Source organism: Candidatus Hydrogenedentota bacterium (assembly GCA_035450225.1).
Lineage (GTDB): Bacteria > Hydrogenedentota > Hydrogenedentia > Hydrogenedentales > SLHB01 > DSVR01.
Map to the genome: position 1 here is coordinate 1 of DAOTMJ010000030.1, position 14,377 is coordinate 14,377.

The following is a 14,377-nucleotide window of genomic DNA, read 5'->3' on the forward strand; positions in this document are numbered from 1 at the left end:
CTGTAGTCGCTTAGAAAAATCGGCGATTGTCCAATTCCCGCTGAACCGGGACAAATAAATACGGCCCATCGAAACATGGACTATCCGGTTCACCGCATTTCCTGAATTCGTTTCCAAACCGCGGCGACGGGAATCGGTTGGAAGTCCGGCTTGGCGAATTCCTCCTTGGCAAGGGCATATACGGCGCGATTGTATGGGACCGACACGTTATGCCGGACGGCAAGGTCCAGTAGATATCCATTGATGTCGTCTATTTCGGAATCGCCCCGGCGATATTGAATGAGGTCCTGTGACATGCTGCTACGCACCATTTTTCGGACATTACGTCGAAACAGGGGACGCGAGAGCCATGATGGCAGCATTGCGCCGGCCGTAATGAGCGCCCAGCCGGGAATGCCGCCGATCCGGCTTTCGCGATACCCCGCCGCGCGGATAATTTGAATGCCCTCGTACAACATGTTCGAGAGGATTTTCTGAAAAAGCGGAAACGAATCGATCGGTCGGTATCCATAGCCGATCAATGCGACAAGACTGTTGGCCAGATTGATGACGGCCTTGCAGTGGGCGGCATCCTGAAAACGGTCCGCCACAACCGTCGGAACGCCCAGGTTCATGATGCGGGCGACTTCCCCGATTCCTTCCGGAAGTCCATGGCCGGGAACGCCAAGGACGATGGGGCCTTTTTTCTGATAACCCACGACGCCCGGTTCGTCCATCCATGCGTTGTAACCGGCGATGCCGTAAATTACCTTGCTGAAATACCGGGGCAGGATGGACTGATTGGCAAGGCCGTTTTGGAGTCCAACGATGATGGGGTTATCGCCATACCGCGCGCGGACCTGTTCGCACGCCGCCGCCAGATTGAAATTTTTCACCGCAACAAGCACGACATCCACATCAGGAGCATTTTCGAGTTGGTCGTACACGGTAACGGGCATGCGTTGCCATTCGGAATCGCCTTCCTGGTATAGCGCGATTCCGTTTTTTCTGATGGCGTCATAATGGACGCCACGCGCCAAAAAACAGATGTCGGGATAGTGCGCGGCGATCCACGCACCGGTGGAAGCACCGATGGCGCCGGGTCCTACCAACAACAATCGCATCCGGTCTCCTTGTTTTGGATGTTTTTCCTTTTCAGGGGGAAAACGTTTGAGTCTTCCCATGCGCGGATCGGCAAAACCGTTTGAGCCGATCAGTCGAAAATATGCGAGATCCGAAGGGCGAGATCGCCCATTTCCTTGAATCGTGTCCGCAAGGCTTTTGATGCGTCCGGTCCGGATGACGCGAAGGGAACCGCTTCCGAGGCAGTCGGCCATTCCATCACGAACATCGATCCGAACCCCTCCAATACGAGCCGCACGGAGGTGGTTTGCGGGGCTACGGCGGGCAGGCCGGAAAACAGGTCTTGCTTGGCGAAGAGGACCAGGCAGGTGCGCGAGTACTTGCGCAGCGCCTGCTGCCGCTCCTCGTGCGCACGGGACCCCACAACGATTTGCGACGGCATGCAGCGGCCGCCGGCAGGGGTCATGAGATACACGGCGATATTGCGCAATCCGACCGCATCGTAGGCAATGCTCATATCGGCAAAGGCTGAACTCAAATGGCACTCGAACACGAGAAAGTTCCGCGTCAGGCGGTTGATCGCCATGGCTAATTTTGGGTCGGGCGGATCGCCTTCCGCGCGGGCTTGAATCTCACGTTGCGCGGTAACTTCGGAACCAAGCCACACCCCGTAGGAATCCGGCGAAAAAATGTCCGTGTACCGTCCATGGACCAATTGGACAGGCGCGATGTAGGCGGCCGGCTGAAACTCCACGGGAACCGCGGTTTTTTCCGGCGTTTTACCGTCACGGCGAGTAGTCTGGCATCCGGAAAGCAAAAGGAGAAGGGCTATGCAGGCGGCCAGCGCGAAGATGCCGTGAAAACGGAAGCCGTCTGTTTTCTTCATGGCCTGGATTCCTTCGCTTGGACCTTTTCCTTCTTGGGCCTGTCGTTTTTTTCGACGTGCATATCCACTTTCATGTCGCTGCCGGCATTTTCCCGCTGGATCGAGGGTTTGTCAAGAACGCTTTCGGCATTGGGTCCACCGACTCCGTGGTCGTGCAGGACGAGCACGCCATGGTCGGACTTCAATTGCACGACGCCCATCGGAGCGATGGAGTCGTTCAGCCATAGGTCCACCATTTTGCCGTCCATCTTCATTACATAATGTTGGGCCTCGAGCATTCCCCCATGCGTCTTGACTTCTTCCGTGCCCACGAGGTTCTTTTCCTGATTGTCCGTCAAGGCCGGATTGTCTTTTCCGTCATCCTTGGAAACGATACTCGAAACCGGAATTTCTTCGACCGGATTGACGCCATCCCGAAGAAAAATTTTCCGGATGTTGGCCGGATCTTTTGCGGGACCGGTCAATAGAAGCTTATAGACAGTTTCATAGCCAAGGGTTGGCAGAACTTGGACCTCGAGCCAGTAGGCTTCTTTTTCTTTTAGTTTTTCGGAGCCGACAATGGCAAGCCGCAGGAGAAAAGTGGTCTGTTCGTCCCGGCCGGTCAAATCGTACCATGCCCATGCGCCGACCTTGGGATTGACCAGGCTCCCACTGAACACGGCGCCAAGGGCGTCCTGCGTCCAAGCCGTCGCCGGCATGAAAACCATTGCGGTAGCCAACAGGAGAAGAATCGGTCCCAACACCGGATTGACGAGCCGGTGCATAGGTCCCTTTGACCACAGCTTTTGTAGGTGATGCACAACCATTTTGACTGAGGCATTTCGGCGGAGTCGTCTTGGGTGTGGATTTCGATATGCCTCGCGTATCCTGCGTGTTTCGAATTGTGCTTCATGTCCCACCGATACTCTCCTAACGCGGCCACGCCGCTCCGGGATAACTCGCGTTGGAAAAGTGTAAACGGTTTGGTTTATCGGGAACAAATCGGACGCCTTGGGCCATGTGCTACCCGATAGACGGCCTGCGCTCAACCTGAAAGAGGATCCGCGCCGACACGCCGGTAAGCGCGTCGCGCGCCTCCAGGGCGTACGAACCGGCCTGTTCGTCGAGGGCAAGCGGCACATACGCCGATCCTTGACCTTTTGGACATTCAATGACGCGATCGTAATAGGCAAGCCGTTGCGTCTGGTTTCTGAGGATGCTCAGATGAACGACGTGCCGATCCGGGGGGAGACCGTCGGTTTCAACGGTTACGCCGACAGGCAACCGGCGTCCGCTCTCGATGGAACGCAAGGTATTCACGCGAAGGTTCGTTACGACATACGGCAACGCGCTTGCGACGAAAACGGCACCCGGCGCCAGTTTGACTTCAATGTTCCGGGAATGGGGGAGGCGGCGTCCTCGCACCGCATCGTAGGCGACCACATCTTTTTCCAGTGATAGGATCCATTTCGACAAAGGCGGATTGGCCGCATCGGGCGCGCGAAGCAACGCATGAATCGTGGCAGACCCATAGTCAAACCGATATGCCTCACCATCCATTCGGTTTGTTCCGCCGCACGACACACAAGCGATTGGGGGCATTTCCGGCGCTTCCGAAAGACAGGTTTCAAGATCCGATGCACATGGCACGAAATCCAGCGGGTTTCCACGGCGTGCGCCGCGATCGTCGTATCGCCCCGGGACAACATTCGCCCAAACATGGCCGCCCGACTCCTGAAACTCGCGAATGGCCTTGCAAGCGACGTCGGACAACGCATGCACACCGGGCAGCAACAGCATCCGGTAGGGCTTCAAGTCCGGGAGCGCCGGTTCTTCGCAGGAAACGACGTCGTGGGCATATCCCCTCCGATCCAGCACATACATCACATCCCGCATCGCGGCATCCGTATCGGACAATTCCGGATTGGCGGCGCAGAGGTAGCGGCTTGCCTGGCTGTAAACGATCGCGACAGGCGCCGGGGGACGCCGGGCATCGCGCAGCACGGCGCCCAGCCCGTACTTCAAATCGGTAACCGCGCTCGCCATCGCGGAAAGGTTGCCGGTATTGGCGGAGATTTCTCGTGTATCAACCCACAAGGCGTTCATTCCATGCAACGCGGCATGCCATGGCAGCCAGCGGGCCTCCGCTTCATTGTTTACTGTGGAAACATGCAGTCCCCGATAAAAGGGCAATGGTTTTGGATTTAAATCTTTTACACTTCGCGCCGTTTCAAAGGCGATGGGATCGTTCGGAATAACCAATCCGTCCAAAGCGCCGGCCATGCGCCACCAATCAACGCCCGCCTCGGGACCGAACGCGTCCATCAACACCGGGACGGCACACGCCGACGCGTCCATGTTGCGGATGACCGTTTCAGCGCGTTCATGTGTGTCAAGCAGGATCGCATCCATGTGCAGCCGCCAATCGAGCCATGCCCCATAACGTTCTGATCCATGCAAAGCACTGCGCACCGACGGCGCCACGTCTTCCCAATGTAAAAAATAGGCGCCCCATGCGCGATTCAGTGCATCGAGTGATCCATATCGGTTACGCAACCAAGTCTGAAAAGAATTAAGACAGGCCGGCGACAGGCATACTTCTTCACTGGGTGAAGGCGCCAAACCGGATTTGGCATCGGACGGATTCATGGTGTTTTTCACAAGCGGTCCAAGCCGGTTTCCCCGGCCAAGTCCATAGAGGTCGCTGCCGACGGCCCAAAACGGCATGGCCTGTTCACGGATGCGCTTGATATCCTCATCGCAAAAAACCGGATCGCTCAGGCATGGGATGCGAATACCGGGCGCTTCAACGGATTCCGGGACATAACGGGCGACTTCGGGAATGGGGTTCAATCCCAAGGCCGCGAGATAAAACCGGCCCTCATTTGTTGCCGGAATATGTACCGAATCGAATCCAAGCGGAATAAGTTCGTGCAGCAGCGATCGTGCGTTATAATCCGATGCGCCCGGCATGTCGGCCACCAGGCTGAATCCGCATACCGTGCGCGGCGCCCGCACGGGCAGATATACGGAGGTATACGTGGCGCGGTTCAAATCCCAGCGTGTGAACCGGGACGCCGCCACATCGGCCGCGAACACTTCGATCTTGACCATGTTGGCAATCAGATCCGCAAAGGCCAGCGGTATTTCGACCCGTTCCGCCTCCACGCCCAATTCCTTCCGGCCTTCGGCCACGAGACGTCCCAGCGAATCAGTCGCTCGCACATAGACGGAGCAAGGCTGCTGTTGGCGCAACGGGACGCCTCCGGATAATTTCGGCTGGACGTTCAAGGCAACCGTCATCGCGTCGTTGGGCATTAGATGACCCTTGGAATACACCACATCCGAGATTACCGGCCAGCCGGCCCATTCGACGGCTTCGGTATGCCACTCGATAACGTTTTTTTTGTCCATAATCCATAGATCGAGAAAATAACGCCCCGGCCCCAGCGGCAGATCCAAACGACACGTGTCCTGGCCTTTTTTCGTGCGCGGCAACTTGGGATACAGCAGTCGCAAAGGGCGGTTCGGTTCACGAACCTGCGCTTGGACCCGATAGCGTTTATTCAGCGGCGCATTGAAGTGGATCAAGTACGTTTGATACAGCGGCGTCATGGCGGCGGCCCGCATTTGCTCGACATATTCAGGGGGCAAATCCGGCGGGATTTCATTGTTCGAGGGTCCGGAGGGATTCTCGCGTTCAACCTGCGTGATCCATGCAGCGGGCATGCGCCCCGCAGCCCATCGAAGCGCCTTGGCGGCGAGGGACAAATAGACATCGAAAAAATCGTCGCGGGCATGGCCGGGATCCGTCAGCGGCGGGGCCAGCATGTGATAGAAGGGGCGTTCGCCTGGATAGGATAATTTGACGATGCGGCCGGCGCCGCAATGCCATGCCGACACGAAATCCATGTTTGTGGGCCATTCCGGCGTCATGGAGGCGCCTATGCCGCGCGTAATGCTCTCCGCATCCGTTGCGGCCTCGGCTCTGTCAAGCAACGCCTTCAACGGTTCAGGCAGCGATGACGGCATATAGGTCAGGACCAGCCCGGTTCCCGACTCAACCCGGTTTGCCATCGCATCCCAAATGTCGTCGGGCAATTGCGTAAATTCAAATCCCCCGAACACGAACACGTCGAATTTTTCGCCGAGACGCTCGCGCAAAGGGGCAATCCCCTGTTCAAAGGCGGCAATGGTTTCGTATCGAAGGGACAGGCGCGCGGCCAAGGCGTCTGCATCCCGAAGTCCGTCCGGAGGGCCGACGAACAACGCGCGTACCGGCCCGCCTACCAGCGGAACGCCCCATGCCACCGGCGGCAACGGGGCAGGGCGATAATAAACGTCGCTTGCCCAAGCCAAAGGCCCCATCGCTATTGCAAGAATACAAAACAGTCGTTGCATTCGCCATTCATTTCCGATCGTATTGGACACTAGACATCGTACTTGAAGCGGGACTCGAAACGATATTGTCTAAGCGAACAGAGGACAGATTCGGCAAATCATGCCCTTATTCTATCGTTTTTGTTCTACCCGCGGTGTTTTTCTTACGCGCCATATCAACCATTAGCATGGATGAGGCGGCGAGAAGGGCAAGATCGGCCCAAGCGTGGCGTGGGGGAGAGGGAGGGGATAAATCGAGACGGCCGCCAATACACGTTGTCGTTTCGCCTTCACCTTCGCCTTCGCCTTCGCCCTCGCCTTCACCCTCGCCTTCGCCCTCGCCTGAGTCCTGATAGGGAGCAAAGGTGGACAAGGCCGTGGCATCGAAACGAAACGTGCTGGTCGTGAAAACCGGATTCGCGATAGCCGTGGTAGACCATCCCGCCGATCCCGCGTGAATCGCAAGACCGGCTTCCGGCGTTTTTTGAACGTCGGTGGCATGGCTGTACAGGGCCGGATTCATGGCCGGATCCGGCACGATTCCGGTCATCTCGAAGCGAAACGGATTGAGCGAAACCCGCGCGTTGGGAATCTCGGCAAAGGACGCGCCCCCGTTGGCGCTTGCCAAGACGCTGGCCTCCACGTATTGACCGCCGGGCACAAGGATGCGCCGTTCGGGTTCCGGGCGCATAGCGGCGGCCTGTGTCGCGCCCAAAAGGGCATCCAGACTGTCGGCGCTTTCCAGCAATAAAATGCCGGATTCGGCGCCGGAGAGCACATTGCGCGACGCGGTCACGCGAATGGAACGGGACATGGCATCCCGTCGAAGAATGGAAACGATCAGGGGAAGCGTATCGGGCACAATCGGATCATCGGAATTGAATCGCACCAGTTCGATGTACCGTTTGCCCTGCGCGCCGGAAACATCCACGATATTCAGCCACCGGTCGCCGTCGTTTGCGAGGGTCGCGAAGGGATCGTCCGGCAATCCGTTGCCGTCGGAATCCTGTTTGACTGGTGCGATGATCTCGACGTTGAATTGCGCTTGAGCACCCAAGCGATCCGGGTAGGGCGCCAAGGTGACGGATGCGTCCACGGTATGGATGCCCGCGGAAACGGGCGACCAGTCGGTTTCGACGAGAAACGGCGGAGTGGTGGCGTCGCCGACCGATTTGCCGTCAATGGAATATTCAACACGTGAGACCTCCGCAGGCGCATTCATCGCAAAAAGAAGCCGTACTTTGGCCAAACCGGCAACGACATACAACGTCGAACCGTCCCGGGGACTGGCAATAAAAAGATCCACCGTGGGTGAAGCGGTGAAGTTTTGGGCGGTTTGGGGCGCGATCACGGTGTCGTATATCCGCGAGGGCGGATCGAATTCATATCCGGTTTTATTGGGCGTGACGGTTCCGCTGAATCCATAGGGAACCTGCACAGCGTACGCGCCGTTGTTGTCGGTCGTTACAGGCGATGGAAAGCCTTGCAACGACACACCCGCCAGTTTGCGTGTTCCCCAAGTCACTTCGCCTGATACGGTATTCGTGATTTGGGTGGCCGTGTAATTCTGATCCGTTCGCACGGATTGGACCTTGCTGTATTCCCTCGAAGTCGGCGCAAAGGTGAAACCCGTCTTGCGGGGCGTTACCGTGCCGGACCAGTCGAACGCCACGCTGACATTATAGGTTCCATCTCCTTGGGTGGCCGGATTGCCGGGCAGCCCCTGCAAAGTGACGCCTTCCAACCCCGCGCCATTCCAAGTCGCCTTTCCGGAAATACTAAACGCTGAAAGTGATGACGTGAAATTCTGCGAGGAAAGAGCGGTTGTGACCACAGAATAACTTTTCGATGCGGGAGTAAATAAATATCCCTCCAAAACGGGCGTTATGACACCGCTCCACCCGTAGGGCACCGTTGTCGAAAAAGCGCCGTCGGGACCCGTTGTCGTCGATTCGGGAAAGCCCTGCAAGACGACTCCGCCGAGCCCCGTCCCGTTCACGGTTATACGCCCGCTTACAGTAAACGTGATCAAGGTTGCCGTATAATCTTCATCCGACACCGAAACGATGTAATTGACATAACTGTGCGCATCGGGATTGAAGGTGTAACCTTCCTTGATGGGCGTAATTGTTCCGGACCATCCGTAGGGGACACTGATGGCATACACGCCGTTTGCATCGCTGGGAGCGGCGCCGGCAACGCCTCCAAATGCCACGCCGGGAAGGCCCACTCCATTAGACCTGACCGTTCCGCCAATCGTTCGCATGATTTGCGTGGCGGTAAAATCCTGGTTGGCTTGGCTGGCGGCCAAGCCCGAGTAGGTCCGCGACGGCGGATCGAACGTCACCCCCGTCTTGACCGGCGTGACTGTTCCGCTCCATTGATAGGGTAAGGAGGCGTTATAAAAACCACCCGGTCCGGTGGCCGGGCTTCCCGGCAAGCCCTGCATGGTCACACCGGACACCGGCATGCCATTCATCAAAATGATGCCGGATATCGTGAATTGGGCGAGGGACGCGACATAGTTTTGCTGTCGCTGGGCATCCGTGACCGAAACATACGAAATGGAGGGGGGATCGAACACGTATCCCGTTAGCACCGGCACGACGGTTCCGCTCCAGCCGTAGGGCACCGTGCCGATATAGATGCCGTCCGATCCGGTCTTTATATTGCCGGGTAGACCCTGAAGCGTTACATCCACCAAGGGGGCGCCCAGATATTCGACATGCCCGCTGATGGTGCGTGTGAGTTGCGTGGCGGTATAATTTTGCGCGGATTGGGCGGAGGTCACGTTGGTATAGGTTTTCGTTGCGGGCGAGAAGGTGAAACCGTCCTTCATCGGCGAAAGGTTGCCCGACCAATCATAGGGCACCGGCACGGTGTACGATCCATCGCTTGCGGACAGCGCATCGCCCAACGGCCCTGTGAAAATCACGTTTTCCAGCCCCTTGCCATTCCAAGTGACACGCCCCGTTACATCGTAGGTAACCTGTTGCGCGACAAAATCCTGCGCGGAATAATCCACGGCTATCGAAGTGTAGATCCGGGCTTGCGGATCGAACGTGAATCCCGGCTTTGAGGGCGTTGCCGTTCCGGACCATCCATTGGTCGTATTGGCGCTGTAAAATCCCATCGAATCCGTTGCGGGGCTTCCCAGCAAGCCGTTGATCACCACCCCGCCCAAACCGGCCCCATTCCATGTAACCGTGCCTGTTATTGTGCGCGGCAGCGAGGGAGGGGTAATCGTCCCGGCAATAAACGACGCCATGACGTCGTCATTGCCGGTCGTGTTTAGATTGTTTACATAAGCCACGCCCCAGTTGGCCGTGGTCCATGTACTGAAATTCGCACCATCCAACCCAAACTTTGCGCAGGCCTCCAGAAACTCCTGCCGGTTCGTCTTTCCGTCCAAATCCAGATCGTCCGATCCGGTGATCAATCCATAGGCCGCAATGCTGTATTCTTCAATGAGCGCGTAGGGCCGCCTGAAATTTTCCGGGACGTTTTGATCCACGGCCATTTCCCAGACGGCGAAATCGCGGCCCTGCGCGCTGTTTCCCATGTAGAAGGTGAACAGTTCAATCATGGCGGCCCCCTCGTTGGTCTTCCAGAGTTTGTCGCAGCAATCCTGGAAACCCTGCTTGGCCGCGGACCGCAATGGATGAAGCGGTTCATCCAACAACGCATTCAAGAGACCCGCCTCAAATACGTCCGGAATGCCGTCCGCGTCAAGATCTTTATGGGCAAAATACGGGGCCAGTATCCCCCCCGGTCCCCGAAGGCCCGAAATGAAGTTCAAATCCTCGACCATCGGGGCTTCATCATCTTTGGGAACACCATCGTCCGCAAAGGCCGTGAGACAGGCCGGCAAGACCACGGCGAGGGCCGTAAAAAAATTCTTGCGCCACACCCTTCGACGGAGGAACCGCCTATGCGTCATCACGCGCGCTCCGCCTGCTCGTTTCGACTTCCCGTACGAATCCAACCCATGAAAACCAACACCATGGCCCTCTATGGAAAACCATCGCTTGATATCATAAACCGTCACATTCACTATAGCCGTTTTATGCGCATAAAGCAAACGATTGCGCCACCCAAACCCCGCAAGGCATCCGGCCTGGAATTTCTCCGAAATGGTTTCCTCGACAACGCCCCGGTCGTCTTGCGAATCCCTGGCCTGTTGCGATACAGTCGCCCATGGAAAGCGAGGCGATCATGGGCCGGTTGATTTACCTGTTTGCAAGTTACGCCGCCCGACATGAAAACGGCGCAACGAGTCTGGACGGTATGCGGCTTCTTGCCGACACGTTGCATCCGCACGGCGTGAAGATCACTTGGATTGTCGGCCGGGAATCAGCCCGCATCGCCGCCGATTGCCTTGCGCGATGGCATGCGGACCAAGGGGATGACATCGCTGTCCACATGCCGCCGCTTTCGGGCACGCTCAAGGACAAACAGGCCCAAGTATCCGCTGAACGTAAAGCCGTGTTGCAGGCGCTTCCATGGTCTAACGGTACGATCGCCGCAGGCGGCCATACGGATCCCGAAATTGCCGCCGTTCTCGAAGAGGCTGGCTTTGAGGGGCTTTGGGGTTTCTGCTGGGAACAGATAGACGTGGATGCCATCACGGATCGCGGATGTCCGTGGGGGTTCTATTACATGGACCGGGCGCAACGGCTGCGGCCGGCGCGGGGGCGAGGCGTCATCGCCATGGAATGGACCGCGCGCGACCTGCTCAAGAGTTTCCATTCGGGCAATCCGTGTCTATATTCAACCGATCCAAACGATGTCGGGCGTGGGGGACTTTGTTCTTGGGAAGATATTGCCTATTGGGAACGCATGGCCGAGAATTATGCGCGCAACACCCGCTACAACGATCACGTTTTCCTGCTTCAGCATCAGGAAGCCCACGAGATGGAACGCACCTTGTGCCAATGCTACACCGACGAGGATATCCGCGAGGCGTCGGTCATGCTCGACCGGTTCGCCGCCTATCTCAAGGGCCGCGCTTCGATGATGACACTGCCCGAAGCGGCCGCGCTTTATCGGGAACGGTACAATCATACCGCTTCATCCTACATGCTGTGGGAAGATACGCCCACCAAACCGTATAATCCGGATTACGCATGGAGCACGCCCGTCGGACCATGGCCCAAAACGTTCCTTTACTACGACCGGGGCGCGCAAATGATGTTCATCGAGGGGAAAGTCGAGCCGGTATGTATCAGAAACTATGCCCGGCCCTACGTCTACGGCGAGTTTTTCGCCGAACCGGACATTCCGCGAACGCGGCTGGCCCACGATACCCGCTTCGGCTGGAATCGCGATATTGAAATTCTGGTAAACTCAAACCGTTCAATGCCTTACGGTCTGGCGCTCTGGAAGGATTACTCGCTCTATCAGATTGCGGAAGCGCCGGGTCTCGTCGAGGGCAAGATTTTGCCGCGCGAGTTGCTGTTTCTCCGGTACGAACTTCAAGCCGGCGAAAACCGGTTCCATGTGAAATTGCAGGGGAAATGACAACGATGATCATTGATGCCCACAACCATCCCGATTGGCACAAGCACGATTTGAAGCGATTCATCGAAAACATGGATCAGTACGGAATAGACAAGACATGGATCCTGAGTTGGGAAGCGCCGGCCGACGAGTATGATCCGAACTATAACCGGGCGATTCCGCGTCCCGGAGCGTCCGGCCCAATCCCTTTCGAACATTGTCTTTCTTATGTGCAACAGGCGCCGGACCGTTTCATACTCGGCTATGCGCCCGATCCGCGTCGGCCCGAATCCATTGATCGGCTCCAAGCGGCCATAGACACCCACGGCGTGCGCGTCTATGGCGAACTCAAGCTGCGCATGATGTACGACAACCTCGACGCCATCCGCATGTACCGTTTCTGTGGGGATCATGGACTGCCCGTCATCGTGCACATAGACTACGAATTCGACACCGGACAGACCTATCCGCGTCCGAATTACTGGTACGGAGGCGGCATCGAACCTTTTGCGCGGGCGGTTCGGGCATGTCCGGACACCGTTTTCCTGGGTCACGGCCCCGGATTTTGGGCCCATATTTCCCGTGACGATCAATATGCCAAAAAGTCCTATCCCGAAGGTCCGATCGTTCCCGGCGGACGGGTGCCGGAATTGCTCCGGGAATGCCCCAACCTCCACGGGGATTTATCGGCGGGTTCGGGTCTAAATGCCCTCAAACGCGACCCTGAATTTGCCGTGAATTTCATTCTCGAATTTCAGGATCGTCTGTTGTACGCACGTGATTTTTTCGACAACGCGCACCGGGAATTTCTCGATGGACTGGGGTTGCCAAACGAAACGCTTCGGAAAATATACGGGCGGAACGCGGCGCGAATGGTTCCCGTCCAATGATTTATCAAACAAAGGTCAAATCGCGAAGCGAGGAAAGGGCATTTCCGTGAACAACGAATTGCAGCGGGACGCCATCTTGGCCCAAGTACGATCAATACCATCCCTGCCAACCGCCGCCACCCGGGTGATAGGGCTGCTTCGCGATCCCGACGTCGAGGTCAACGACTTGCTTCACGCCATCGAATATGATCCCGGTCTGACTTCCAACGTGCTGCGCCTTGCCAATTCGGCGTATTTTGCGGGACCGCGAAGCATTGGATCGCTTCGGGAAGCCATTGTCCGGCTCGGCATGAACCGGCTGTTCCAACTGGTTGTCACCACGGCCATTACGCCATTCGGGCGCACCGAGGTAAAAGGGTATGATCTTTCCCCCGGACAGTTGCTTGAACATGCCGTGGCCACGGCCGTCGGCGCCGAGGAACTGGCCAACCAACTGGGCCGCAAGGCGCCGGGCGAGACGTTTACAGCAGCCCTTTTACATGACTTGGGGAAAATCGTTTTGGGAACGTACGTCGAGGCAGACGCCCAAGCCATAACGGGGTTGGCCTTCAAAGAAGAAATGCCTTTTGATCAAGCCGAAGCCCGGATACTCGGCATTGATCATGCGGAAACGGGTGCGATCCTGCTGGAACAGTGGGGATTGCCTGCATCCATAATCGGGGTCGTCCGGTGGCATCATGACCCGTCCCGTTATGAAGGGGATCATCTGCTTTACGATTTGGTGTATGTAGCCAATCATTTGTGTCTCGAATGCGGGATTGGATCAGGAATGGACGGAATCAATCGCCATCCAGTGGCGGATGTCTATATGCGCTTGGGCATGAATGAGCAAATTGCCGAAAAAGCGATAATTGCGATGCGGGACGGATTCGAGAATCTGCGCGGCCTGATGGGTCTGGAACCGCCAAAGTGATTTTATTCAGGATGGAGTGGGGGATGCGCCAAAGGTTTTCATGGCGTCTGCAATTTTCTTTTCGCTGATTTCATGGTGAGAAACGGTCCATACGCAACGTCGGTCTTTCAGAAGCAGCAGCTGGGGCGACTGATGCGAAACGCCCAAGGTTTCCGCAACCACATTAGAGATCGAACGCGATTCGATCACCAACACCTCAAAGACGGGTGGCGAGTCTACACCGGCTTCGTCGAGATAGCCTAAAAGACGGTTGCGGGCCGCCGCCGAAATCGGACAACGGGTGCTGTGTTTGAATACCAAGAGAGGCTGTTTACACGAGGCCGCAAGGCATTCGTCCCAATCCGCCGGTGATTTCAGTTTCGTCATCAGAATTTTCCCTTCATGACGAATCGAACAAGGTGAAATGGGGGGCTTATTCCAGCAGAGGGTGAACTATGCAGCTGGATGGACGGGCCTACTGAAGGCAGAACACAGCGTCTGATAATATATATTATGTTCACTATTGATTTTGGGCAGAGCGGATGCAGAACTGCTGTCCCATGGGCTTTTTGCCACGAAAAAAAGATTCGATCTATTATAAAACAGAATATATTTCATTGGGCGCATTTTCTAATCCTTGATATAACAGCCGTATTGGCTTGTCATATTTATACCTTATAAAAATGTTTAGATAATTGCTGCAAACCATTTATTACTAATTAGATATAGAGTTATACCGTAAATTTACAATCTTAACTTCATACTCGATCTTCAGTGGTTTCAAGACAT

Annotated in this window: 9 protein-coding genes; 3 read left to right on the plus strand and 6 right to left on the minus strand. The window is 56.5% G+C overall.

The features are described 5' to 3' along the window. Positions 1–89: 89 nt before the first annotated feature. The 5 genes from P5540_14455 to P5540_14475 all read right to left on the minus strand — a co-directional run bounded on the left by P5540_14455 (position 90) and on the right by P5540_14475 (position 10,250). Entirely contained in the window at positions 90–1,103 is a 1,014-nt protein-coding gene (locus tag P5540_14455) for a 2-dehydropantoate 2-reductase (protein HRT66016.1), read from the minus strand. 89 nt (positions 1,104–1,192) lie between these two features. Further along, the gene (locus tag P5540_14460) at positions 1,193–1,948 is read right to left on the minus strand and encodes a hypothetical protein (protein HRT66017.1); all 756 of its coding nucleotides are present in this window, start codon (positions 1,946–1,948) and stop codon (positions 1,193–1,195) included. Continuing rightward, positions 1,945–2,646, minus strand: a complete 702-nt coding sequence (locus tag P5540_14465) for a hypothetical protein (protein HRT66018.1) — start codon at positions 2,644–2,646, stop codon at positions 1,945–1,947. The genes P5540_14460 and P5540_14465 overlap by 4 nt, the downstream gene beginning before the upstream one ends. Positions 2,647–2,950: 304 nt before the next feature. Beyond that, the gene (locus P5540_14470; protein HRT66019.1) at positions 2,951–6,328 is read right to left on the minus strand and encodes a beta-galactosidase; all 3,378 of its coding nucleotides are present in this window, start codon (positions 6,326–6,328) and stop codon (positions 2,951–2,953) included. A 106-nt stretch (positions 6,329–6,434) separates the two neighbouring features. After that, the gene (locus tag P5540_14475) at positions 6,435–10,250 is read right to left on the minus strand and encodes a hypothetical protein (GenBank protein HRT66020.1); all 3,816 of its coding nucleotides are present in this window, start codon (positions 10,248–10,250) and stop codon (positions 6,435–6,437) included. Positions 10,251–10,522: 272 nt separating this feature from the next. On the opposite strand from P5540_14475, the gene P5540_14480 reads away from it, so the two are divergent. The 3 genes from P5540_14480 to P5540_14490 are packed head-to-tail and all read left to right on the plus strand — an operon-like array spanning position 10,523 to position 13,609. Continuing rightward, positions 10,523–11,827: a hypothetical protein gene (locus P5540_14480; protein ID HRT66021.1), complete on the plus strand. Its 1,305-nt coding sequence runs from the start codon at positions 10,523–10,525 to the stop codon at positions 11,825–11,827. Between the two features lie 5 nt (positions 11,828–11,832). Continuing rightward, positions 11,833–12,696, plus strand: coding sequence for an amidohydrolase family protein (locus tag P5540_14485; protein ID HRT66022.1), 864 nt, complete (start codon positions 11,833–11,835; stop codon positions 12,694–12,696). A gap of 46 nt (positions 12,697–12,742) precedes the next feature. Further along, positions 12,743–13,609: an HDOD domain-containing protein gene (locus tag P5540_14490; GenBank protein ID HRT66023.1), complete on the plus strand. Its 867-nt coding sequence runs from the start codon at positions 12,743–12,745 to the stop codon at positions 13,607–13,609. 6 nt (positions 13,610–13,615) lie between these two features. Here P5540_14490 and ytxJ read toward each other — a convergent pair whose 3' ends face one another. Continuing rightward, entirely contained in the window at positions 13,616–13,975 is a 360-nt protein-coding gene (gene ytxJ / locus P5540_14495; protein HRT66024.1) for a bacillithiol system redox-active protein YtxJ, read from the minus strand. Positions 13,976–14,377: the final 402 nt, after the last annotated feature.

Excerpts from the sequence above, each read along its gene's own strand:
- P5540_14455 (HRT66016.1), bottom strand. The coding sequence starts at position 1,103 with ATGCGATTGTTGTTGGTAGGACCCGGCGCCATCGGTGCTTCCACCGGT.
- P5540_14460 (HRT66017.1), bottom strand. The coding sequence starts at position 1,948 with ATGAAGAAAACAGACGGCTTCCGTTTTCACGGCATCTTCGCGCTGGCC.
- P5540_14465 (HRT66018.1), bottom strand. The coding sequence starts at position 2,646 with ATGCCGGCGACGGCTTGGACGCAGGACGCCCTTGGCGCCGTGTTCAGT.
- P5540_14470 (HRT66019.1), bottom strand. The coding sequence starts at position 6,328 with ATGCAACGACTGTTTTGTATTCTTGCAATAGCGATGGGGCCTTTGGCT.
- P5540_14480 (HRT66021.1), top strand. The coding sequence starts at position 10,523 with ATGGGCCGGTTGATTTACCTGTTTGCAAGTTACGCCGCCCGACATGAA.
- P5540_14485 (HRT66022.1), top strand. The coding sequence starts at position 11,833 with ATGATCATTGATGCCCACAACCATCCCGATTGGCACAAGCACGATTTG.
- ytxJ (HRT66024.1), bottom strand. The coding sequence starts at position 13,975 with ATGACGAAACTGAAATCACCGGCGGATTGGGACGAATGCCTTGCGGCC.